Annotated in this window: 23 protein-coding genes; 12 read left to right on the top strand and 11 right to left on the bottom strand. The window is 65.6% G+C overall.

All coding sequences use genetic code 11. From position 1 onward, the window contains the following. The first annotated feature begins 2 nt into the window (after positions 1–2). Positions 3–2309, top strand: coding sequence for an FdhF/YdeP family oxidoreductase (locus ACIBJI_RS33070; RefSeq protein WP_364352686.1), 2307 nt, complete (start codon positions 3–5; stop codon positions 2307–2309). Next, positions 2306–3139 (top strand): formate dehydrogenase accessory sulfurtransferase FdhD, encoded by an 834-nt coding sequence (gene fdhD, locus ACIBJI_RS33075; protein ID WP_397087224.1) that lies wholly within the window; start codon positions 2306–2308, stop codon positions 3137–3139. Before ACIBJI_RS33070 ends, fdhD begins: the two co-directional genes overlap by 4 nt. A 7-nt stretch (positions 3140–3146) precedes the next feature. On the opposite strand, the gene ACIBJI_RS33080 is transcribed toward fdhD, so the two are convergent. After that, entirely contained in the window at positions 3147–4070 is a 924-nt protein-coding gene (locus ACIBJI_RS33080; protein WP_364352679.1) for a LysR family transcriptional regulator, read from the bottom strand. Between the two features lie 100 nt (positions 4071–4170). Between ACIBJI_RS33080 and ACIBJI_RS33085 the strand changes: the two genes are divergently transcribed. The 7 genes from ACIBJI_RS33085 (at position 4171) to ACIBJI_RS33115 (ending at position 10872) form a co-directional block, all read left to right on the top strand. Further along, positions 4171–5349 (top strand): cytochrome P450, encoded by a 1179-nt coding sequence (locus tag ACIBJI_RS33085; RefSeq protein WP_364352676.1) that lies wholly within the window; start codon positions 4171–4173, stop codon positions 5347–5349. Beyond that, positions 5349–5684, top strand: a complete 336-nt coding sequence (locus ACIBJI_RS33090; protein ID WP_364352673.1) for a non-heme iron oxygenase ferredoxin subunit — start codon at positions 5349–5351, stop codon at positions 5682–5684. The genes ACIBJI_RS33085 and ACIBJI_RS33090 overlap by 1 nt, the downstream gene beginning before the upstream one ends. Then, positions 5681–6859 (top strand): FAD-dependent oxidoreductase, encoded by a 1179-nt coding sequence (locus ACIBJI_RS33095; RefSeq protein WP_364352670.1) that lies wholly within the window; start codon positions 5681–5683, stop codon positions 6857–6859. Before ACIBJI_RS33090 ends, ACIBJI_RS33095 begins: the two co-directional genes overlap by 4 nt. A gap of 116 nt (positions 6860–6975) precedes the next feature. Then, complete coding sequence (locus ACIBJI_RS33100) at positions 6976–7842, top strand: ABC transporter substrate-binding protein (protein WP_364352667.1); 867 nt, start codon at positions 6976–6978, stop codon at positions 7840–7842. Next, positions 7839–8276, top strand: coding sequence for a PaaI family thioesterase (locus ACIBJI_RS33105; protein WP_396956893.1), 438 nt, complete (start codon positions 7839–7841; stop codon positions 8274–8276). Before ACIBJI_RS33100 ends, ACIBJI_RS33105 begins: the two co-directional genes overlap by 4 nt. A gap of 109 nt (positions 8277–8385) precedes the next feature. Continuing rightward, positions 8386–9903 (top strand): bifunctional 3-(3-hydroxy-phenyl)propionate/3-hydroxycinnamic acid hydroxylase, encoded by a 1518-nt coding sequence (locus ACIBJI_RS33110; protein WP_364352664.1) that lies wholly within the window; start codon positions 8386–8388, stop codon positions 9901–9903. Positions 9904–9933: 30 nt separating this feature from the next. Next, entirely contained in the window at positions 9934–10872 is a 939-nt protein-coding gene (locus ACIBJI_RS33115) for a VOC family protein (RefSeq protein ID WP_364352661.1), read from the top strand. Between the two features lie 14 nt (positions 10873–10886). On the opposite strand, the gene ACIBJI_RS33120 is transcribed toward ACIBJI_RS33115, so the two are convergent. Next, complete coding sequence (locus tag ACIBJI_RS33120; protein ID WP_364352658.1) at positions 10887–11084, bottom strand: hypothetical protein; 198 nt, start codon at positions 11082–11084, stop codon at positions 10887–10889. A 50-nt stretch (positions 11085–11134) separates the two neighbouring features. Between ACIBJI_RS33120 and ACIBJI_RS33125 the strand changes: the two genes are divergently transcribed. Then, a complete protein-coding gene (locus ACIBJI_RS33125; RefSeq protein ID WP_364352655.1) occupies positions 11135–11281 on the top strand; it encodes a hypothetical protein in 147 nt (48 codons plus the stop codon). A 133-nt stretch (positions 11282–11414) separates the two neighbouring features. Here ACIBJI_RS33125 and ACIBJI_RS33130 read toward each other — a convergent pair whose 3' ends face one another. The 4 genes from ACIBJI_RS33130 to ACIBJI_RS33145 are packed head-to-tail and all read right to left on the bottom strand — an operon-like array spanning position 11415 to position 15934. Next, positions 11415–12386, bottom strand: coding sequence for a fumarylacetoacetate hydrolase family protein (locus ACIBJI_RS33130; protein WP_364352652.1), 972 nt, complete (start codon positions 12384–12386; stop codon positions 11415–11417). Next, a complete protein-coding gene (locus ACIBJI_RS33135; protein ID WP_364352649.1) occupies positions 12383–14329 on the bottom strand; it encodes an acetoacetate--CoA ligase in 1947 nt (648 codons plus the stop codon). The genes ACIBJI_RS33130 and ACIBJI_RS33135 overlap by 4 nt, the downstream gene beginning before the upstream one ends. After that, on the bottom strand, positions 14326–14901 hold the full coding sequence (locus tag ACIBJI_RS33140) for a cupin domain-containing protein (RefSeq protein WP_364352646.1): 576 nt from the start codon (positions 14899–14901) through the stop codon (positions 14326–14328). Before ACIBJI_RS33140 ends, ACIBJI_RS33135 begins: the two co-directional genes overlap by 4 nt. Positions 14902–14914: 13 nt before the next feature. Further along, a complete protein-coding gene (locus ACIBJI_RS33145; protein WP_364352643.1) occupies positions 14915–15934 on the bottom strand; it encodes a fumarylacetoacetate hydrolase family protein in 1020 nt (339 codons plus the stop codon). Between the two features lie 102 nt (positions 15935–16036). Between ACIBJI_RS33145 and ACIBJI_RS33150 the strand changes: the two genes are divergently transcribed. Next, a complete protein-coding gene (locus ACIBJI_RS33150) occupies positions 16037–16633 on the top strand; it encodes a TetR/AcrR family transcriptional regulator (RefSeq protein ID WP_364352640.1) in 597 nt (198 codons plus the stop codon). A gap of 33 nt (positions 16634–16666) precedes the next feature. Here ACIBJI_RS33150 and fahA read toward each other — a convergent pair whose 3' ends face one another. From fahA to ACIBJI_RS33175, 5 genes are all read right to left on the bottom strand, one after another. Continuing rightward, on the bottom strand, positions 16667–17872 hold the full coding sequence (gene fahA / locus ACIBJI_RS33155) for a fumarylacetoacetase (RefSeq protein WP_364352637.1): 1206 nt from the start codon (positions 17870–17872) through the stop codon (positions 16667–16669). Continuing rightward, the gene (locus ACIBJI_RS33160) at positions 17869–18702 is read right to left on the bottom strand and encodes a hypothetical protein (RefSeq protein WP_364352634.1); all 834 of its coding nucleotides are present in this window, start codon (positions 18700–18702) and stop codon (positions 17869–17871) included. The genes fahA and ACIBJI_RS33160 overlap by 4 nt, the downstream gene beginning before the upstream one ends. After that, a complete protein-coding gene (locus tag ACIBJI_RS33165) occupies positions 18699–19892 on the bottom strand; it encodes a homogentisate 1,2-dioxygenase (protein ID WP_364352631.1) in 1194 nt (397 codons plus the stop codon). Before ACIBJI_RS33165 ends, ACIBJI_RS33160 begins: the two co-directional genes overlap by 4 nt. Before the next feature lie 82 nt (positions 19893–19974). Next, a complete protein-coding gene (locus ACIBJI_RS33170; protein WP_364352628.1) occupies positions 19975–21588 on the bottom strand; it encodes an FAD-dependent monooxygenase in 1614 nt (537 codons plus the stop codon). 10 nt (positions 21589–21598) lie between these two features. Next, positions 21599–22561 (bottom strand): MBL fold metallo-hydrolase, encoded by a 963-nt coding sequence (locus tag ACIBJI_RS33175; protein WP_364352625.1) that lies wholly within the window; start codon positions 22559–22561, stop codon positions 21599–21601. A gap of 119 nt (positions 22562–22680) precedes the next feature. On the opposite strand from ACIBJI_RS33175, the gene ACIBJI_RS33180 reads away from it, so the two are divergent. Next, complete coding sequence (locus tag ACIBJI_RS33180) at positions 22681–23220, top strand: MarR family transcriptional regulator (protein ID WP_364352622.1); 540 nt, start codon at positions 22681–22683, stop codon at positions 23218–23220. The last annotated feature ends 316 nt before the right edge of the window (positions 23221–23536 follow it).

Raw genomic sequence — 23536 nt, forward strand, 5'->3', positions numbered from 1 at the left:
CCATGAACCGCAACGCGCCGACACGGGACTTCGACGAGTCCGAGCTCTCCGTCACCGCCCCGAAAACCCAGGCGGCGGGCGTGACAGCGGTGACGGTGGCCTTGGACCGTGCCGTCGCGGAGATGGGTGTGCTCCGCACGGCGCGCACCCTGACCCGCGTCAACCAGCGACACGGCTTCGACTGCCCGGGCTGCGCATGGCCGGAGCCTGCCGGGCACCGCCGCCCGGCCGAGTTCTGCGAGAACGGAGCGAAGGCCGTCGCGGAAGAGGCGACGCTGCGCACCGTCGGACCGGAATTCTTCGCCCGGCATTCGGTGCGGGAGCTTGCGGAGAAGACCGGGTACTGGCTCGGCCAGCAGGGACGCCTGACCCATCCAATGGCCTTGCGGCCCGGCGACACTCACTACTCCCCCATCGACTGGGCCGACGCCTACCGATTGATCGCGGCCGAGTTGCGCGACCTCGCCACTCCTGACGAGGCGTTGTTCTACACCTCCGGCCGCACCGCCAACGAGACCGCGTTCCTCTATCAACTGCTCGTGCGTAGCTTCGGCACCAACAACCTGCCGGACTGCTCGAACATGTGCCACGAATCCTCCGGCACCGCGTTGACCGGCTCCATCGGTATCGGCAAGGGCTCGGTGTCGATCGACGACTTCGAGAAGGCCGATCTGATCGTGGTGGCTGGACAGAATCCCGGCACCAACCATCCACGCATGCTGTCGGCGTTGCAGAAGGCCAAGGCGGCGGGGGCGAAGATCATCGCGATCAATCCGCTGCCCGAGACCGGGCTGATCGGCTTCCGTGATCCACAGACGGTCAAGGGCCTCACCACCGGCGTCACCATCGCCGATGAATTCCTGCAAATCCGCCTCGGCGGCGATATGGCACTGTTCCAAGGGCTGGGCAGATTGCTGTTCGAGGCCGAGGACCGCGCGCCTGGCACCGTGGTCGACCGGGAGTTCGTCGACACTCGGACCGCCGGCTTCGCCTCATACGAAAAGCACATGCGCGCAGTCGATCTCGCCCTCGTCGAGGAAGCGACCGGCTTGACACGCGAACAGCTGGAACAGGCTGCCGCACTGTTGGCCGGGTCGAAGGCGACCATTCTGTGCTGGGCCATGGGCCTCACCCAACAGCGCCACGGGGTAGCCACCATCGAGGAGGGCACGAACCTGCTGCTGCTACGCGGAATGATCGGCAAACCGGGTGCGGGCGTGTGTCCGGTCCGCGGGCACTCGAACGTACAGGGCGATCGCACCATGGGCATCTGGGAGAAGATGCCCGAAACCTTCCTCTCCGCACTGGATTCCGAATTCGGCATCACCAGCCCGCGCCGCCACGGCTATGACGCTGTCGACGCCATTCGCGCCATGCGGGACGGGCGCGCCACGGTGTTCTTCGGAATGGGCGGCAATTTCGTGTCCGCCGCTCCCGATACGAACGCCACCGAGTCCGCGCTGCGGAATTGTGCGCTGACCGTCCACGTCTCGACGAAACTCAACCGCAGCCACGTCGTGCACGGCAGCACAGCGCTCATCCTGCCCACTCTCGGCCGCAGCGACCTCGACCTCTCCGCCACCGGAGTCGAACAGCAAGTGTCGGTGGAGGATTCGATGTCGATGGTGCATCTGTCCACCGGACGGCTGCGACCGGTCGGCGATCATATGCGCAGCGAGGTCGCCATCGTGTGCGAACTGGCCGAGGAACTCCTCGGCTCCGACCACCCCGTCCCCTGGGCGGAATTCCAGCACGACTACGACGCCATCCGCGACGCCATCGCCCGCGTGGTGCCCGGCTGCGCCGACTACAATAAGAAAGTGCGTCACCGCGACGGCTTCCAGCTTCCGCACCCACCCCGCGACAACCGCGAGTTCCACACCGCCACCGGCAAGGCCAATTTCGCGGTCAACGACCTGCACTGGCTGCCAGTCCCCGAGGGCCGTCTCATCCTGCAGACCTTGCGCAGCCACGACCAGTACAACACCACCATCTACGGACTCGACGACCGCTATCGCGGAATCCACAACGGGCGCAAGGTCGTTCTGGTGCATCCGGACGATATCGCCGCCCTTGGTTTCGCCGAGGACGACCTCGTGGACTTGGTGTCGGAGTGGACCGACGGCATCGAACGCCGAATCACCGATTTTCGGCTGGTCCCCTATTCCACCCCGCGCGGCAATGCCGCCGCCTACTACCCCGAAACCAATCCGCTGGTCCCGCTGGACCACGTCGCCGAACGGTCCAATACACCGGTCTCCAAAGCCGTCACGATCCGGCTGGAAGCCAGCGGTCAGGTGCGAGCATGAGTCGAATCACGACCCGTCGCAAGGTGATTCGGATAACCCACGCCGGGGAAGTCCGCCGCCCCGACACCCTCGCCGTCGAAGAACCCCTCGAACTGCGCATCGCCGGCGAACCATTGACCGTCACCATGCGCACCCCGGGCAGCGATATCGACCTGGCGTACGGATTCCTGTTCAGCGAGAACATCATCGACTCGGTCGATGACATCGCCTCCGCCCGTTACTGCGCCGGAACCGACGCCGACGGCCACAACACGTACAACGTTCTCGATATCCGGTTGCGCACTCCCACACCGCTGCCGAGCCGACGGTTCATCACCAACAGCGCGTGCGGCCTCTGCGGCAAGACCTCGCTCGACGAGGTCCGAACCCGCACCCGATTCCGGCCGCGCTACGGCGATTTCACGATCGATTCGACGGTCCTGTACGCCCTGCCCGATGAGCTCCGGTCACAGCAGGCGGCCTTCGCCGTCACCGGTGGACTGCACGCGGCGGGTTTGTTCACGCGGGACGGCACCGCCCTCGTGGTCCGCGAGGATGTCGGGCGGCACAATGCGGTCGACAAGGTGATCGGCTGGGCTGTGCGCAAAAACCGGATCCCCGCAGCGGATCTCGCCCTCATCGTGAGTAGCCGCGCCTCGTTCGAGCTGGTGCAGAAGGCGGTGCTGGCGGGCATTCCCGTGCTGGGCGCGGTCTCGGCCCCCAGCTCACTGGCGGTGGACTTGGCCGCTGACGCCGGGATCACTCTTGTGGGCTTCCTGCGCGGCGAGACCATGAACATCTACACCGATGCGCAGCGCATCGACATCGACAAGGGCGTCGTGGCGCTGTGACATCCGGTCAGCGGGCCGGGGCAGGGCCGGTGCGCAGCAGTTCACGAGCCAGGTCCGCGAAAGCCCGTGCCCGTCGAGTCATCCGCGCGGTGGAGTTCATGACGAGCAGGACCTCGACCGGCGCTCCCATCCCCTCGAGATCGATCGAGGCGACCTCGCTGCCGTCGTAACTGCGCTCGGTCCCCGGGCGGTGCAGCAGCACAGCCCATCCCATGCCGCGGCCTACGAACGTGCGCACCGTCTCGACGCTTCTGGTCCGGAAGCGGATATCTGGGGTATAGCCCGCCTCGGTTATTCGGCCGGTGAAGAACTCCAAGCTGGGCGGCATATCGATCATCACCATCGGCTCGTCGATCAGTTCGGACAGCGCCACAGTGCGTCGCGTGGCGAATCGATGCCCGGCGGGCAGCACCGCGTAGGGCGGGCAGGAGTACAGCGGCAGCGTCGTGACATCGCTGCCCAAGCCGATGTCGTACATGATCGCCAGATCGCACAGTCCGTCGGCGAGCCGCCCCTGCAGGCCCTCGACGGTGTCCTCGACGAGATCGATCTCCAGTTCCGGATAGCGGATCGGCACCTCCTCGAGAATCCTGCCCATGACGAACGGGGTGATCGTCGGGAAGCAGCCGATGGCAAGCTGTCCCGAAATGTCCTGTCCGATGGTGCGCACGGCGCTTTCGAGCTCACCCGCATGGCCCAGCACCTGCCGGGCATCGACGAGCAACTGCCGTCCCGCGGCCGTGAGCGCAGGCGCTTTGGCAGGTCGGCGGACCAGCACCTGAACGCCGAGCGCTTTCTCGAGCTGACTGATGGCCAATGACACCGCGGTCTGCGAAACGTGGAACTCCGCAGCCGCCGCGCTCAATGTTCCGCGTTCAACGGTGGCCACGAAGAATTCGAGCTGGCGCAAGGTGACGTCGAGCGACTTCATAAGAATAACTTAGGTCAAATGCCCGATATATGTGCTTTTCATACGAGATGGCGCGGATCACACTCATGAGGGTGCAACACCCTCGATGAGGAGGAATTCGGTGCCGACACCGCAAATCGATCTCGACCTCGACGCCATGATGGTCGACCCCTTTCCCACCTTCGCCACCCTGCGCGAGGCCGAACGCTGGACCTGGTCCGAAACCATGAAAATGTGGCTGGTCAGCCGTTTCGATGACGTCGTCTTCGTGGACTCGCATCCGGAGATCTTCTCGACCGAGATTCCGGGCGCGCTGCTCACTCGCACCCTCGGGCAGACCATGATCCGCAGTGAAGGAGACCTCCACCGACGCCTCCGTGGCTCCGGTGACGAGCCGCTCAAGCGCCGCTCGATCCAACGCGCCTGGCCCGAGGTCATCGACGACCTCGCCCGGCAGTACCTCGAGCCACTTCGCGGTCGTGACCAGGCCGAGCTGGCGGCCGATTTCGCCAATGGCTTCACCGGGGCCTGCCTGCGGGAGGTGCTCGGTCTCCTCGACGCCACACCCGAGGACATCCACCGCTGGTCCGACGCCTACATCGGCGGATTCATCAACAACACCGACGACCCCGATGTGTGGAAGGTCGTCGAGAACGCGCGCGCCGAGAACACCGAAGCGGTCCGGCTGGCCATCGAACGTGTTCGCCGCGAGCCCGACGCTACGGTGGTCTCGGCCATGGTCCACGCTAGCCCGGACGAGCCGCTGTCGCTCGAGGAGATCGCGGCTAATATCCAGCTCATGATCGCCGGCGGTTTCAATGACGCCCGTGACGCGATCGCTACCCTGCCGTGGCTGCTGATGACCCACCCCGAGACCCGCCAGCGGGTTCGCGAGGACAGTGCGGCATTCGAACGCGCCATTGACGAATCCGTGCGGTGGCTGACACCGGTCGGCAGTTACCCGCGCCTTCTGATTCAGGACTTCTCCGGCCCCGCAGCGGATTTGAAGGCCGGCGACACCGTTCTGGTGCTGGCCATGTCCGCTGACTACGACGAGCGGAAGTTCGCCGATCCGGAGAAGTTCGACATCGACCGCCCGGCACTCGAGGATCACCTCGGCTTCTCCGTAGGCGCGCACTTCTGCCTCGGCAGCCACCTGGTGCGCGCGATGATGCGCGCCGCCGTCCCCTTGATCCTCGACCTGCCCGGTATTCGGCCGGCCGCCGAACCACGGTTCATCGGCTGGCAGTTCCGGGGTCCGGCATCCGTGCCGGTGTTGTTCGACCAGATGGAGAAGTAATGAGCGACACCATGATTCGAATCAAACTGTGCGACCGCGCGGACGTCCCCGCGAACGGCATCATCCGCGTCACCGATGTGCCGGGCATCGACACCCCGCTGGCCGTGGCCGAGTCCGATGGCGAGATCTTCTGTATCGCCGACACCTGTAGCCATCAGACGGCCGCACTGTCCGACGGCTGGGTCGAGGACGGATGCGTCGAGTGCCCGCTGCACGAATCGCGCTTCGATCTGGCGACAGGGGCACCCGATGTCCCCCCGGCCCGTGAGCCGATCGCCACCTTCCCGGTGGTGGTCGAGAATGGCGAAGTCTTCCTCCTCGAGGAGCGATCGTGACTCATATCGCCGTGGTGGGCGCGTCGCTGGCCGGCCTTCGCGCCGCCGAAACCCTGCGTGCGGAGGGGTACGACGGCGAAATGACGATCATCGGCGACGAATCCCATCCACCCTACGATCGACCGCCCCTGTCCAAGGACTTCCTTCTCGGCAAGATCGAGACCGTCGATATCGCGTTGGCGGACAGCGCTGCCCGCGAGTCCCTTGCGGCACGATGGGTGCTCGGCTGGGCGGCGACGAGCCTGCGGCCGGGGCAGGTGACCATCGGCGACGGCGAAACCCTGGCCGTCGACGGTATCGTCATCGCCACCGGCGCGCGGGCCCGGCGAATTCCGAAGGGCGACAAGCTGACCGGAATTCACGTCCTGCGCACCCTCGACGACGCCGTCTCGCTCAGGGGGGCGATGGAGTCCGCGCAGCAGGTTGTCATCGTGGGCGCTGGCTTCATCGGTGCCGAAGTCGCCTCCACAGCAGGCGCTCTGGGTAAACGGGTGACCGTAGTCGAAGCCGCGGAACAGCCCTTCCACGCCCATCTGGGTCGAGTGGCCTCCGATCTGCTTCGCCGGACCATGAGCGATCACACCGTCGAGATGATCACCGGTCACACCGTCGCCGAATTCGATGGCGCACAGCGGGTCTCGGCAGTCGTACTGGACGACGGTACACGGCTGCCCGCCGACCTGGTCCTGGTCGGAATCGGTGCGATCCCCAATACCGAGTGGCTCGAGGGCTCCGGTGTGCTCTGCGACAACGGCGTGCTGACCGATCCCTGGGGCAGAACCAATATCGCGGGCGTCGTGGCCGCTGGCGACGTGGCGCGTTTCCAGCGCGGCGACCGCCAGATCCGAATCGAGCACTGGACGACAGCTTCGGGCATGGCGGCCACCGCGGCGCGGACATTGCTCGCTGACCTCACGGGCGGATCGCCTTGTGCCCCGCATCTCGACGCACCCTACTTCTGGTCCGACCAGTTCGGCCATCGGATTCAAATGGTCGGCCGAATCGAGGCGGATCTTCCGGTCGACATCGTCGAGGGGGCTGTCGACGATGCCCGGTTCGTGGCGGTCCAGCGCCGTGACGATGCCGTCACCGCGGTGCTGGGTTGGAGCATGCCCCGCGAATTCACGCAGTGGCGGCGCCGGAACAACGATTCCCTCCGGGCGGCGGCCCACTGACGGTGTGCAGAAATTGCCCAACGTGAACCTGATCTCCGCCGAGCCGGTAGTGAACTAGACGTATCGTTCAGAATAAGGACCATGCGTCATCCGGTGACTCAGAAAGGTAGATCCTTATGACTGTCCGACTGCACCAGTCGGTGTTCGTCCACCCGCCGCTGTATGTCGTGGCCGACCAACTCGGCTTCCTTACGGAAGCCGGGGTCGAGGTCGACACCACGCTCACCCGATCCTCGGACCAACAGCGCGCCCAGCTCGTCGGCGGCGACTGCGACCTGGCCGTGACCGCCATCGACAATCTGATCGTCTGGAATGCGACCGGAGCCGAGGTCCGGCTGCTCGCACAGTTGGAGCGGACCACACCGCTGCAGTTGGTGGGGCGCAAGGGATTCGGCACGATCGATTCGCTACGGGGGGCTGAATTGGGCGTGGACGCCGTCGACAACGGGTTCGCCGTCGTACTGCGGCACGTCCTGCGGTCGCACGGGCTCAACTTCGACGATTATCTCCTGATCCCGGTGGGCGGGGTGCGCGAACGTTACGACGCCCTGCTCGCCGGCGACATCGCGGCAACCCTGCTCGGCCCGCCCCTGGACGAACTGGCCCGAGCCGAGGGCTTGCCGGTTCTGCTGGCGGTTGGCGACGAAGTGCCCGACTATCCGGGGCAGGGTCTGGTGGCCGGCACCGCCGGGCTGGCATCCACCGAAGCGATCAGCAAATACCTGTCCTGCCTGGACCGTGCCCGGCGCTGGCTCGCCACGGCCGAGGCCGGGCAAGCGATCGATGTTCTCGTCCGGGGCGGATACACCGAACCCTCGGCACGCGCGAGCCTCCACGCCACCCCGGAGTCGCTCACCCCGGCACCCTCCGGGCTGCGCCGCCTCTACTCGATCCGCGCTGAGCTGGAGATGATGCCACCCGGCGAACCCGGAGCCGGCGAACTTTTCGAGCCCGCTCCGCTGGCCGCCGTGGTGTCCGTGTGAACGCCGCCATCGACGACATCGACAACGGCCGCGTGGTCGACACGGTGCGCGCACTGCTGGATGCCGATCAGGTCTCGAGAATGCTCGGCATCGAGATCCTGTCCGCCGATCGGGGCAGCGCGCTGGCACGCATGCCGGTCCGCCCGGACATGGTCAATGGACACCGGATCCTGCACGGCGGCCTGGTATTCACACTGGCCGACACGGTATTCGCGTGTGCGGCGAATAGTTTCGGACCCGCGGTGACGGCGGCCGCCGACATCCAGTACCTGCGCCCGGCATACCTCGGTGACGTCCTGACCGCCGAGGCGGCCGTTCGCTCTCGCTCCGGGCGGACGCTGGTCTGTGACGTAACCATCCGACGTAGCGACGAGGTGATCGCCGAATTCCGGGCGCGCGGCAGCCTGCTCGGTGAGCGGAGTGCGGGGCAATAGTCCCAGCGGCCTGCACGAATTCGAATCGACACCAAGGGATTGTGATCCGCGCCGCACCGACGTACAGTTGTGATTCGATACGATACGTTTAGTACACAAGGGAGTGATGGTGTCGTACCACTACGAAGTTGCTGTCGTCGGTTGCGGACCGGTAGGGGCAATCGCTCTCGCCATGCTGGGACGTGCGGGCATCTCCGCGATCGGAATCGAGCGCGAAGCCACAACCTGGCCGCATGCCCGGGCCGTGCATTTCGACGGCGAAACGCTGCGGACACTGCAGGCATTGGGTATCGGTGAGCTGGCCTGCGCGCTCTGCGAGCCGATGACCGAATTCCGCATGGAGAACGAGGCGGGTGAGCTCCTGTTCGAGCTGCCCACCGGTCAGTTCGGCCCCCAGGCATGGCATGACGATCTCATGTTCCATCAGCCCGATATGGAAACACTTGTGCGCGGCGAACTCGAGCGATACCCGAACGTGCGGCTGTGTTCGGGTGTCACGCTCCTCGACTTCACACAGGACATCGACGGCGTGCGATGCCGAGTCGAGAATGCCAATGGCACAACAGAGTTCATCAGCGTCCGTTGGGTGATCGCGTGCGACGGCGCCAACTCCCAGGTTCGGCGCCAGCTCGGTATCGAGACCGAGAAACTGGGTTCCGACGACCCGTGGCTGGTCGTCGACGGACTGCTGCGCGACAGCCCGGGCCTGCCCGGCACGATGGCTTTCCTCGGACACCATTCCCGGCCGGGACTGTGGGTTCGACTGCCCGGCGAACGCGTCCGGATGGAATTCAAGGTCATGCCGGACGACGACCTCGAGGAGATCGTGACTCGTCCGGCGATCGAGCGCATCAGCCGCGGTGTGCTGCCGGTCGCCGATTTCGAGCCGGACCGGATCGCCGTCTACACCTTCCGCGCTCGAGTCGCCGAACAGTGGCGCGTCGGAAACGTCTTCCTCGCGGGCGACGCCGCCCACCAGGCGCCGCCACTGTTCGGCCAAGGTCTCTGTGCCGGTATGCGTGATGTCACCAACCTGGTCTGGAAGCTGAAGGCGGTGGCACGCGGCACCGCTGCGCCGGAACTACTCGACACCTACCAGAGCGAACGGCTACCCCATGCGCGCTACTGGGTGGAGAAGGCCGCCACCATGGCGCATCTGGTCCAGACAACCGATCCGGCGACAGCGGCCGGTCGCGATGCGCATATCCGCAGCCATCCCCAGGACGTCTATCCGCCGCTTCCGGCACTCGGCCCGGGACTGCACACCGGTCCCGGCGACCCGAATGCGGGACACCTCTCGCAGCAACCCATGCTGGCCGACGGGACTCGCCTCGACGACATCGTGGGCGTGCGCTTTCTGCTCGCGACCACTGCCGAGATATTCGCCGGACTCCCCGAGAATACGCGGATCGAAGTCGAGACCAATCCCGAGATCGTCGTTCTGACCGGCACGGAACAGGTCGCAGAGCTCCTCGCCTCAGTCGACTCGAAGGCCATTGTCGTGCGGCCGGACCGCTACGTGCTCGGCACCGCCGATACGGCAGCGCGACTGGCGGAACTGCTCACCATAATCCCCGCCCTTACCGCCGCGCCCCGGGTGGCCGCCGCACCCGTTGTGGCCTCGTAGCCGGCGGACCGAATTTCGAAGGAGAAATGAATGTCGTTCAGTCCGATCACCCATCTGCGTCACGTCGACATCGCCGTGCCCGACTACGACAAACAAGTCGAGTTCTATGCGAAACACTGGGGTTTGGCCAGCACAGGTGGCGAGCGTGACGTGAGCTACTTCGCCGCCGAAGGCTCACCCGAGCAGTACATCGTGCGGGTCCGGAAGGCTGCGGAGAAACGCCTCGACCTGATCTCGCTCGGCGCGGCCGACCGCGCGACCGTCGATGGACTCGCCGCCCGTCTCGGCAGGGAGGGCGTGCAGCTGATCAATGAGCCGGATATCCTCCAAACCCCCGGTGGCGGTTACGGTTTCCGGTTCTTCGACCTCGAGGGCCGCACCATCGAGGTGTCGTCGGATGTGGAGACCCGCAAGCATCGCAAGATCGAGGAGAAGGAAGACATTCCGGTGCGCCTGTCGCACGTGGTGTTCAATTCGCCCGAGCCGGAGAAGATGACGGCGTGGTACGAGAAGCATCTGAACTTCCGGCTGTCCGACACGAATACCCATCCCCGGATGGGCGGGCTGTTCTGGTTCCTGCGCTGCAGCGACCAGCACCACAGCATCGCGGTCTCCCGCGGTCCGCATACCGCGCTGAACCATGTCTCGTTCGAACTGCGCGGCCTGGACGAATACCTCTATGGCAGCGGGCGTCTCATGCGCGCCGGAGTCCCCAAGATCTGGGGCCCCGGCCGGCATCGCGCCGGTGACAACACCTTCACGTACTTCCACGACCCCAACGGCAACACTATGGAGTACACCACCGAGCTCGCCACCATCGACGAGGACACCTGGCACCCCAGCATCTACGACGTCTCCGATCCGGCAACCTCCGATATGTGGGGGATCGCGGAGACCGCGGACGAGTGGATCAGCAAGCAGATGTTCAACGACCCCGACAAGGGCCAGTTCGTCGCACCGCCTATGTGAGATATCGGGCTCGGTCAGCGGGCGGGAGGCAGCGAATTTCCCGCTGCCCCCGCCCTTTTCGGATCCCGGGGCGTTACGACAAGTTTCATGATCACCTCGAGCAGCCCGAGGGTTTCCCGAGACGGATCGAGCAGGGATTGGATGCGCAGGCCGTCCATCATCGCGAGCACCCGGGTAGCCTTCTCGTCCGCCGATAGGTACGCGCTGTCCATCGAGGGGGTAGCGCACTGCTGCTGAAGCGCGTGCGGATGCGCTAGCGCCGATGAAGAACTCGACGCGCGGGATGTGGGGTCTGTGGCCGCTCGGTATTCCCGACGACATCGCCCGCGTCGTCCTCTGCTGCGCATCGGATCTGTCGGCCTTCATGACGGGCAGCACGCTGCTCGGCGACGGCGGCAGCACCGTCTGACCAAACCTTCTTCGGTTGCCGCATTGGAAGATTCGGTGCCGCCGGGGGCCGAGCACTGGATGCCCCGGCGGCATCGACCGAGGGCCCGACCGCGGTGGTACTGCGGTCGGGCCCTCGGTGCGCTCGCCCCCGATCAGCCCTGGGTGGAGGCCGATCGACAGACGGTGCGCTGCTTTCCGAGGCCGGTGATCTCGGCCTCCATCACGTCCCCCGCGCGCAGGAACCGCCCATGGTGTGAGCCGTTGCCCGCAGGCGAACCGGTGATGACCATGTCGCCCGGCTCGAGCGTGGTGTAGCGGGAGATATAGGAGATCAGCTGCGCGGGGCCGAACAGCATGTCGCTCGTCGATCCCTTCTGCATCAGGTCGCCGTTGAGGTGCAGGGTGATCTCCAGATCGAGCGGGTCCGACACGAATTTCGCCGGGGTGAGATACGGCCCGGTCGGATAGAAGGTGGGCGCGTTCTTCGCCCGCATCCAATCGGTGCCCATCATCGGAATATCGCTGCGGGGCACCAGACTCCGCGTGGTCAGGTCGTTGCAGATGGTGTATCCGGCGACCGAGTCGATGGCCTCGGCCACGCCGACATCGCGAGTCCGGCGTCCGATGATCACGCCGAGTTCCAGTTCCCAGTCGTGGTTTTCGCCCACGGACGGCAGGATCACGTCGTCATAGGCACCGCTGATGGCTGTCGGCACGCCGACCCAGACATAGGGGTCGCCATGGGCGGCCCGCTCGTCGGTCTCCCGGGCTGCCTGCTCACGCAGTTCCGCCTCGGACGCGCCGGGGGTTCCGATGCGGTGGGCGACCGTGATCTGGATGATGTGCTCGCGGTAGTTGGCGCCCGCCGCGAAGATCTGCCCCGGCTGCTGCACCGGCGCGAGCACGCGCAATTCCTCCACCGGGCGGCCGTCGCCGGTCACCGTATTCGTGAAGTCCTGCAAGGACCGTAGGACGGGCTCCCAGTCGCGAAGCATCGCCGCCGTCGACGTATGTGGCAGGACTGTGCGCGTGTCGTACACGCGCCCGGCCACGACGATTCCCGGATACGGCGGCTGGTCTCCGTCTGCGAAGGTGCCGATGTGAAAGCTGACGTCGTTGCTCATACTGTCTCCAGAGTGTGTCGTCGGTGTGCGAAGTCCTCGTATTCCCGCAGCAGGCCGCTGTCGTCCACCGCGCCCAGGTCCACCACATCCGTCAGGGCCGCGCCCTGGAGCATGCGCTTGACGGGGACCTCCAGCTTCTTCCCGGTCCGCGTATGCGGGATGGCGCGCATGAACACAATGTCGTCGGGTACATGCCGCGGCGACAGCAAGGTACGCAGCGCTTCCGCGATCCGGGGCCGCAGCGCGTCGTGATCCACACCGTCGATCGCCGCCACGAACAACACCATGTCGTAGTCGTCGGCGCCGAGTTCGGCTCCCACGACCAGGGATTCCCGCACTTCGGGGAAATCCTCGACGACACGGTAGATCTCCGCCGATCCGATCCGGATGCCCTGGCGGTTCAATGTGGAATCCGAACGCCCATGGATCACCGAACTGCCGTCAGCGTCGAATTCGATGAAATCGCCGTGGCGCCAGATGCCGGGGAACATCTCGAAGTAGCTGGCCAGGTAACGCCTGTTGTCCGGGTCGTTCCAGAATCGCAGCGGCATAGACGGCATCGGCTTGGTGATGACCAGTTCGCCCTGCTCCCCCGCCACCGGATTACCGTCAGCGTCCCATGCGGCGACCGCGACACCGAGCGCCGGTGCCTGTAGTCGCGGCTTGCGAACCGGCAGTTCCGGGACGCCGCCGACGAAGATGGAACAGATGTCGGTGCCACCGCTCATCGATGACAGCCACATATCGTCGAAATGCTCGTAGACCCAATCGAATCCGGCTTCCGACAGGGGTGATCCGGTCACCTGGAGCGTGCGCAACCGGCTTCGGGGCGGCTGCACGCCGGCCTTCAGGCAGGCGTGGATATAGCCAGCGCTGAGTCCCATGATGTCGACGTCGTGTTCGGCCGCGACCTGCCAGACGCGGCCCAGTTCGGGCCGGACCGGGCTACCGTCGAGCAGCACCACCGTCGCGCCGACGCCAAGGCCGGAGATCAGCATGTTCCAGACCACCCAGGCCGTGCTGGCGACATTCATATAGTGATCGCCCGCCCGCACATCGCTGTGGATGCGCAGCATCTTCAGATGCTCCAACAGCACACCGCCGTGGCCGTGCACGATGCCCTTGGGGATTCCCGTTGTGCCGGAAGAGAACAGCACCCACAGCGGATGCTCGAATGGCAGATCGGTGCATTGAAGTTCGATGTCTGCGTCGGTGACGGCAGCCCAGGTTCGCACCGGAACATCGAAGGCGGGCCGTTGCCCCGGACGCAGATCATCCACCCAGATCACGTGCTCGAGATCCGGCAATTCGGCTGCCACCTCGGTCATTTCGGCGGCTCGCTCGTGCTCGCGCCCACCGTGCCGGTAGCCGTCCGCGGCGATGAGTACCCGCGGGCTCAGTTGAGCGAAGCGGGAGACGATTGCACTGGTGCCGAATTCCGGCGAACACACCGACCAGATGGCACCGACCGCCGCACACGCGAGCAGCGCGACGACGGCCTCGGATCGGTTGGGCAGTACCGCGGCCACCCGGTCACCGGGCAGCACGCCCATCGACCGCAGCGCCGCGGCCAGGGCCGCGACCTGCCGGTGCAGCTCGGCGCGCGACACGGCATGCGACCGGTTGTCGTCGTCCACAATGATCAGCGCAGTCTCGGGGGCCTTGCGCAGCATGTGCTCGGCGTAGTTGACGGTGCGGCCCGGAAACCAAGCGCCACCGATCATTTCGTCCGGAGCGACCGGACCGGTCGGTGCGCCGCCCAGCCGGACATCCTCGAAGTCGGCGATGGCCAGCCAGAACCGGTCCGGATGTTCGGTCGACCAGCGCCACAGATCCAGGTATTCGGCATCCCGGAGTTCGGGGGGCAAACCCGCCCGGAAGCGGGTCACCTCCGCGGCGGCCACACGCTCCGAGCTGGGCCGCCACACCACATCACTGGTCACGGCCGCGCCTCGTCGAACAGCGGCAGCGAACCGAGCAGGATGAACGCCATCCGGCACGGCTTGTCGCTGCGGTTGGACCACGAATGGCTGGTGCCACGCTGGACGACGACGTCGCCGGGTTTCATCAAGCACTCACCCTCGTCGGTCATCAGCCAGATCTCACCGTCGAGCACGATGCCGTAGTCGAGGGAGTCGGTGCGGTGGAACCAGAAGTGCCGGGAATCCTCCTGCGCCGCAGCGCGCGCGTGCTCGCCACCGAATTCGCTGAACATCGTCTTCGCCGCGCGGTCGCTGTATGCGGCATCCGGCGGGAAGGTGGCTATCCGGAAGATGCTGCCGCCCACCTTGGGGTACATGGGCACCTGCGTGTCGGCGGTGGCCGTGTCCTCGTTGCCGGCATTGGAGATATCGCCGGGTTCGGTGAGCCAGGCGACACTCGCACCGAATCCCGGAATATCCTCGGATACAAAGATATTCGGGCAATCGCCGACGCTGACGATGATCGATCGGCCGTTCTCGTCGTGGCCCGTCACGATCCGGCGAACGGGCGCGATCACGGTGTTTTCGGTCATTGGGCGTTTCCTCTCAGACTGTGGCCGTGCCGAAGGGGTACGGACGGGGCTCCGGCCACCACGGCGCGGTCGCGGGTTCGGCACTCAGCCGGTTGCGCAACACGCCGACGCCACTGATCTCGAGTTCGACGACATCGCCCGGCCGCAGCTTCTTGTCGATTTCGAGGCCGGAGCCGTTGGGTAGCGTGCCCGAGCCGATGAGGTCACCCGGCTGCAGGTTGTCGCCGATGGAGACGTAGGCCAGCAGTTCGGCGGGGGTGTAGATCATGCCGTCGGCCTTGGTGCTGGTCCACTCCTCGCCATTGACATGGACGGAGCCGGTGATGGCGTCGAAGTCCTGGAACTCGTCCATGGTCGTGATCCACGGGCCGATACCGTAGGCGAAGTCCTTGCACTTCTGCGGGCCCATACCCATCCCCATTTCGGAGCCCTGCACATCGCGGGCGCTGAAGTCGTTGAAGATGGTGAGACCGAACAACTTGGACTGCGCCTCGTCGGGCGTGAGGTTGCTGCCGTAGCCTCCGACGATCAATCCGATTTCGAGTTCGTAATCGACGAATTCGGAGTAGCCCGGGTAGGGCACCTCCTGGTCGTGCCCGTAGACCACACCCGTGGACCCCTTGAAGTAGCCGGGAGTCTTGAATAGCTGCGGGTTCGGCAGACCGCCGCCGACCTTCTCGTGGAACTGCTTCATATGCAGCGGGAAGGTCAGGCCGTCGCGGATCACCGGCGGATCGACAGCGGGCTGCCAGTCGACCTCGCCGATCGGCAGCGACGCATCGTCACCCGCCTGATCCACCGCCCAATGCGCGGCCTCGAGGAATACCGGACCGGCCGCGATCGCGGCGGCCATGCTCGACGGGAAGTACGCGGCCGCGAGCCGCCGTGCGGCCGCGTCGGACGCCGACCCGCGCTGACGGCCGATGCGGTACGCCTGGGCCAGATCCACCACTCGGTCTCGGTCCGGTTCGACCGCTACGAGCCTGGTTTGGTCGCCGTCCGGCGTCGAACGGGAGATTCGGCTGAGCTTCATTGCTAACCACCCTTTATGTCATCCGAAACGTTTCGTATCGTATATGGATATAGAACCATGCCAATACCGTGTTTGACAATGGATTCGGGATAACATCCACTTGTGGCTGTACGAAGCGAATCGAGTCGACAGGCGATCCTGGACGCAACCATGGACCTACTGGTCCGGGATCGGAGACGGGCGACAACCGTCCAGAAGCTGACCATCGAGATGATCGCCAAGCGGGCGAAGGTCAGCAAGGCGACCATCTATCGGTGGTGGCCCAACAAGGCCGCCGTGGTCATAGACGCCTTCATGGAGGGGCATCTGCCACAGGTCCGCATCCCGGAGGATCTTCCGGTCCGCAAGGCCCTCGAAACCCATGTGAAGTCACTGGTCGCGCGGTACGCCGGACCGCAAGGGCGGCTGATCGCCCAGATCATTGCCGAGGGACAGTACGACCCGGCGACCCTCGCCGATTTCAAGACCCGGTTCTGGAACGACCGATACGCCGCGGTGGACAAGCTGATTCGCCGAGGGGTCGACGAGGGCGTGTTCCGTTCCGACATCGAACCGGGCGATGCGGCCGAGATGATCTACGCGCCGATCTACTTTCACTTGCTCTTCGGTACCGGCCCGCTAGACGATTCGCTTGCGGAGCGGCTCGTCGACCAGGCTATCCGTGGACTCGCGGCATCAGCGGCGGGTACTCCGGACTGACTCGCGATACTGGCCGTCGCACAGAACAATGCGTCAGGAACCCGCCGCTTCCGGCGGTTGAATGCGGGCGGTGACCTCGCCGAGGCTGATCAGCGCACCGGAAGGACCGGGGGCGGATCCGCTCAGCGTCACGATATCGCCATCTTCCAGGAAGGTGCGGGTGCCGCCATCGGGCAGGTGCACCGGCTCGGTTCCGTTCCAGGTGAGTTCGATCAGCGAACCGCGCTGATCCACAGCCGGTCCGGACACCGTGCCCGAAGCGAACAGATCACCCGTACGCAGGCTCGCACCGTTGATCGTCATGTGCGCGAGCATCTGCGCCGGAGACCAATACATCTGCGCGTACGGCGGCCGAGACACCGTGTGCCCGTTCAGCGCGAATTCCAGCCGCAGATTCAGTCCCCATGGCTCCGACTCCGCGAGATACGGCAACGGTTTCGGATCCTGTGGCGGCGTCGGTACCCGCGCGGCGGCCAGTGCTTCCAACGGAACGATCCATGGCGAGATCGAGGTGGCGAACGACTTGCCGAGGAACGGCCCGAGCGGTACGTATTCCCAGGCTTGGATATCGCGGGCCGACCAGTCGTTGACCAGGCACACCCCGAAAACATGGTCGGCGAAATCCTCGGTGGACACCGGCTTTCCCAGTTTGCTCGGTGCGCCGACCACATAGCCCACCTCGACTTCGATATCGAGGCGCGCTGACGGCCCGAACATCGGCACCGGATCCGACGGAGCCTTGCGCTGCCCCCGGGGACGAATCACCGAAACGCCGGAGGCGATGACCGTGCCCGCCCGGCCGTGGTAGCCGACCGGTAGATGCTTCCAATTCGGCAGCAGCGCAGCCGAATCCGGGCGAAACATGGTGCCCAGGTTGGTGGCATGGTGCTCGCTGGCATAGAAGTCGACGTAATCGGCTACCTCTATCGGTAGGTGCAGTCCGACCTGGTCCACCGGATGTAATATCTCGGCCGCGCGGGCTCGTTGCATCGGGTCGGTGAGCAAGTCGATGATCCGACGGCGGGTTGCTGTCCAGAATTCCCGCCCACAAGCCATGAAGTCGTTCAACGAAGCACTTTCGAACACCTGGTCGCCCAGAGCGGCCCGTAGATCGAGCACGTGATCGCCGATCCGGACGCCGACGCGGGCAACTTCGCCCGATGGCGAGAAGACTCCGTAGGGCAGGTTGTCGATTCCGAAGCCGGAGCCCTCGGGTACCGGCGCCCAAGTGGTGGTCATTGTGAAACCCTTTCCGTGTCAATAAGTCCGAAGGCCTGGGCCTCGGCCACCGGGATGGTCGTGCTGCACGATCCGTAGCTGGTGAGCAGGCTGCGTGTGGCCATGATGGCCGCGCCATCCAGGGTGGTGGCGGTGCGCACCAACCGCAGGGAGTCGTCGGTCAGCAAGGTGGCCTCGATCGCTTCCGCGTCCGTGCCCCCCGCAGCGGCCGCGGCGGCGAGCACCAGATTCAGGAATCCGTGGTGGGTGAATCCGGTCCGCTCATCGGTGTAACGAACCGCGTGATGCAAACCAGCGGTGGCTTTCACGGGAACGCCCGCTCCAGCAGCGGCGACCAGTGCCTGCGCCAGTGCGGGCGCCGAGGGGAACAATTCCGACCGAATGCCGCCGCAACGGAGCTTCAGGCCGACGCCGAGCCGTGCCAGTTCGGGGGCGAGGTCGGCGATGTCGGAGTAGGCCGCGGGCTCGACGAAAATCGGCACGCGGTCCGGCAGCTGGGCGACCGCCTCCGCCACCGGCGCGTTCGCCGCGGCGAGTGGGAACTCGATCAGCACCAAATCGAGAGCCGGATCGGCTGCTATGTCCGACAGCACGGTGGCCAGTCCGGACACGCCTTTGTCCGCGATCAGGCCGACGCGAATGCGGTCGTCGATTTCGAGTTGGGCGCGAAGTTCGCCGATACGGCTCGCCGGGCACAGGAATCGGTGCGTCAGTACCGGATTGGTCGCAAGGCTGTCGGCCCGGTGCCGCGCGACCGCTTCGGGCATGCTCAATGCGGTCGGCGGGAACAGTCCGGCATCGTCGACCAGGCCGTCCAGCAGTCCGGTCATGAGTTCGCCCGCGACCAGCTGCCGACGTAGACGCCGTCATCGCAGGCCATTGCGCCCTCGCCGAGCTGCAGCGGCCGGAAGGTGTCGACCATGACGGCGAGTTCGTCGAAGAATTCCTTACCCAGGCTGCGCTCGACCGCTCCGGGCTGTGGGCCGTGCGCGTGCCCGCCCGGGTGTAGCGATATTGATCCCTGCCCGATTCCGGTGCCCTTGCGCGCCTCGTAGTCGCCGCCGCAATAGAACATCACTTCGTCGGAGTCGACATTCGAGTGGTAGTACGGCACCGGCACCGATAGCGGGTGGTAGTCCACCTTGCGCGGCACAAAGTTACAGATGACGAATTTGTCCCCCTCGAACACCTGATGCACCGGCGGCGGCTGGTGCACCCGGCCGGTGATCGGCTCGAAGTCGGAGATATTGAAGGTATACGGGTAGAGGCAGCCGTCCCAGCCGACAACGTCGAATGGGTGGTGCGGAACCAGATAGCGCGTACCGGTGATCCCGTTGGGTCCCCGGTGTTTGACGAGGACTTCGACGTCGGTCTTCTCCGACAGCAGCGGCTCAGCGGGGCCGTGCAGATCGCGTTCACAGTACGGGGCGTGTTCGAGTAGCTGGCCGAAGCGCGACAGGTAGCGCTTGGGCGGCGCGATATGACTGTTCGCCTCGATAACATAGGCGCGCAACGGTTTTCCTGATTCCGGCAGCCATCGGTGCGTGGTCGCCCGGGGCAGGACGACGTAGTCGCCCTCCCGCACCGGCAGCGCTCCGAACACGGTCTCCACGAGGCCCGCGCCCGACTCGACGTACACACACTCGTCGCCGATGGCGTTGCGGTACAACGGTGATTCCGCACCGGCGACGACATAGGAGATACGGACGTCGTCGTTGCCGAGTGCCAGTCGACGACCCGTCACCACGTCGATCGACTTCCACTCCTCACCTGCAAACAGCGCGGGCAACAGCAAATGCCGCGGGATGAGCGGATGGTTGGGAGTCAGCGAAAGGTCTCCGGGCTCCCATGTCGCCGCTTCCCGGATCGCCGAGGGGATATGCCGGTGGTACAGCAGCGACGAGTCACTGGAGAAGCCCTCCTCCCCTATCAATTCCTCGTAGTACAGCGCACCGCCGCCGGTGCGGAACTGGGTGTGTCGTTTGGGTGGGATCTGTCCCACCTGGCGGTAGTACGCCATGTCAATCTCCTCGGTTATAGTCAAAGCATTGACCGTTTAGGTGGTCGGCCATGCTGAAACGAAGCCCTCGAAGGTCGCGCTGTCAGGCCACCACGGCGACCTCGGCCGGCGCACCGCCGGCCCGCCGGATCGCACCGGTCAGTTCCTCGACAGTCGGTTCGACCAGTGCCGCGGCAATGTAGGCGTCGGGCCGCACCAGCCAGACTTCACCGGGTTCGGATCGCAGTGCGGCAGTAAGGGTCCCGTCGCGGTCGATCGCCGCGATCTCCAGCACCCGGATCGGCGCGAGCGTGGCGGTGGTCGCGCACCGCGCCAGGGTCTGCACATCCACACCCGGTCCGGCCAGCAGCAGCAAGCCGTCGCGAGCGAACTCCCGTAGCCGCCCGTGCCCGCCATCGGGCAGGGTGACCGGCGCGTCGGGCACGATGATGCCCGGGGCAGTGGGAGCAACGGTGCCACGGGGCGGCCGACCATGGAAGGGACGGCCGGGATCCGGGGTGGTCAGCGGCGAATCGACATACCAGAACGGCTCTGACAGCCGACCTGAGTCGACCGCCGCACTGGTAGCGGGATCCACCGCCGCGCGTTCGAGGGTGTCGCGGCGCACCCGGCGCTGCTGGTCATCGCGCGGCACCAGGAAGTTCATGGTGTCGGTGGTGACCTCGATATTCTCCAGAGCGGCCGCGTGCCTCTCGACGTGGTAGCTCTCCAGCAGTTCCGCCGGCGCCCAGCCGTTGAGCACGAAAGCCAGCTTCCACGCGGCGTTCTCGGCGTCCGCGACGCCGGAGTTCAATCCACGCGCGCCGAATGGCGACACCAGGTGGGCGCAGTCGCCGGCCAGCAGTACCCGGCCTACGCGCATGCGGTCGACGACGCGAGAGTGGAAGCGGTACACCGAGTTCCACACGATCTCGTAGTCCGCGTCGCCGATGATCCGGCGAATCCGCGCGTCCAGCGCGCCGCTGGCTCGCTCCGCGTCGAGGTCGTAGTCGCCGGGCACCTGCCAGTCGATGCGGAACGTCGAGTCCGGGCAGGGATGAATGAGCACCTGCCGCCCGGGATTCCACTCCGGGTCGAAGTAGAAGCGGCGTTCGGTGGCCCAGTCCGGCAGATCGACCCGGATATCGCAGATCAGGAACCGATCATCGAAGGATTCACCGCCGAAGTCGACGCCGAGCTCACCGCGCAGGTCATCGCTGCGCGGGCCGCCGCACGCGACAGCGTACGCAGCCGTGACGGTCGCCTCCCCCGCCGGAGTGGCGCAGTGCAGGCGGACACCGGTGTCGTCTTGCGCGATTCCGGTGACGGTATGGTCCCAGCGCACGTCGATCAGTTCGGACGCCGCGATGGCTTCGTCGAGGATCTGCTCAGTGCGGGTCTGCGAAATATTGACGAACGCCGGGAACGCCGACTTGCCGTAATCCGGCAGGTCATAGGAGAACAGTTCGCGATTACGGTAGAAGGTGCGGGCCGTGGTCCAGGTGACACCTTCCTTCGCGATCCGGCGTCCAGCACCGATGGATTCCCACACATCGAGCACGTCACGCTGCTGACAGATGGCCTTGGAGCCGATCTCGTCGCGCTGCGGCCGGGCGTCCAGCACGATCACGGGGATACCCCAGCGGGCCAGCAGCAGCGCGGTGGTCTGACCGACCGGCCCATTGCCGACGACGGCGACCGTCTTATCGGTTGTCATGTCGAATTCCTCAGTCCTGCAGCCGGTTCCAGACTTCACGGTCACGATCGGCGGTCCAGATGACGGGCCGCTCGATACCGGACAATTCGTCCCACACGCGGGAGACATCGAACGGCAGGCAGTGTTCGAAAATCGGCCAGCGCCCGTAGCGGTCGAACAGCGCCACATGCGTGGCCTCGAACGCCTCCTTCAGGGTTCCGCCACGCTGGTGCACCGTGCCCACCTCGGTCAGCATGACCCGCAGGAAGTGCCGGGTCTGCTCGATCGCGGCCTCGCACGCATCGCGCCCCCGGGCCACCGCGCCGCGGCCACCGATGAGCTGTTCGGCGCCCAGTGCTTTGACGGCGTCGAGGGTGCCGGTGGCCCATTCTCGATGGAAGGCGTCGCCGGTGTACAGGGCGGCCTCGGCCTCGACCAGGTCCCCGGCGAACAGGATCTTGTGCTGGGGCAGCCAGGCCACGATGTCGCCCTCGGTGTGTCCGCGGCCCAGGAACTTCAGCTGTAGGTCGCCGCGGCTGCCACCGAGGTCGATGGTGACCGAGTCGGAGAAGGTCTGAGTGGGCCAGGCCAGTCCGGGAATGGTGTCGGGCTCTTTGAAAAGCCGCGGCATGCGCCCATACTCGGAATCCCAATCCTGTTGTCCGCGTTCGGCGATGAGTTTGCGCGTGTTGTCGTGCGCGATGACCACTTCCGCGTCGTAGGCGCTGGCGCCGAGTGTGCGCACCGCGTGGTAGTGCGACAGGATCAGGTATTTGACCGGCTTGTCGGTGTGCTCGCGCAGCTTCGCCAGCCACTGCCGCGCCGCGACCGGCGTGGCCAGTGCCTCGAAGCAGACGACGAAATCCTCACCCTCGATCGCGCCGATATTCGGATCCCCCTCGGCGGTCAGCGCGTACACGCCGTCGGCGAGCACCTCGAGCGTCTGCACCTTCTCGCCGAGATCCGCCGAAGAGGCGAAAGCCTTCGTGGTCATCAGCCCTCCATTAGTAAATGGTTTGATTAATTCAGCCGAGTGTAGCTTGAACCACACCATTGGCAAGACCCGTTCCCCGTCACTCCCGCCGGCTGCGCGGACGTCATTACGCTGTGCTCATGACCACGGCTCCGGAGTCACCCCGCAACCTCGACTACCTGACCTTCGTCGACTACGCGGTGAACAAGGCCAATCGCGAACTCCCCCAAGTCGATCCCACGGCCATGCGGATGGTGCTGACCCTGCACCGGGTCACCAGCGCACTCGTCTACGACCTCGAAGCGTCGGTCCACCGCCCCCATGGTTGGAGCTGGCCCGGTTTCCGCATCCTCTTCGTCCTGTGGCTGGCCGGGCCGCTGGAGGCCAAGCGAATCGCCGAACTGTCCGGCAATAGCCGAGCCACGGTGTCAGCCCTGGTCAACACCCTGGAACGCGACGGCCTGGTCACGAGGGAACGCGCCGAGCGCGACCGCCGCGCGGTGCGGATCGCCTTGACGGAAGGGGGTCATGACGCCATCGCGGACGCTTTCCGTCAGCACAACGAGCGCGAGCAGGCGTGGGCCAACGCCCTCACTAAACCAGAACAGACGATCTTCATCGGCCTGCTCGAGAAACTCATGTACGGCATGGCCGACGTCGCTGAGAAACGCCGCAGCTGAGTCCGACCCGCGGGCCCTCTGCTCGACAGCGATGTCACATCGAGCAGCCGACCTATCGTCGTCTCACCTTCTACGCGGGCAACCGTGCGCCGACGCAGGCGTGGACACCGCGTAGCCCCGCAGCGTCGAACGGCGAAGTGTGTGTTCGAAACGGTTCGTGTCATATCGGAGCGTCGTGGCACCTGTTGATTGCTCGTTCCGAACAGAATTGGCGATACCATCCTGATGTGGCTGTACGAACCGAATCGAGTCGCCAAGCGATCTTGGATGCGACTCATGGTCGACCAGGCCATCCGCGGGCTTGCGGCACGCCCGG

Origin of the sequence: Nocardia sp. NPDC050408 (genome assembly GCF_044458905.1) — a bacterium.
Taxonomy (GTDB): Bacteria; Actinomycetota; Actinomycetes; order Mycobacteriales; family Mycobacteriaceae; genus Nocardia.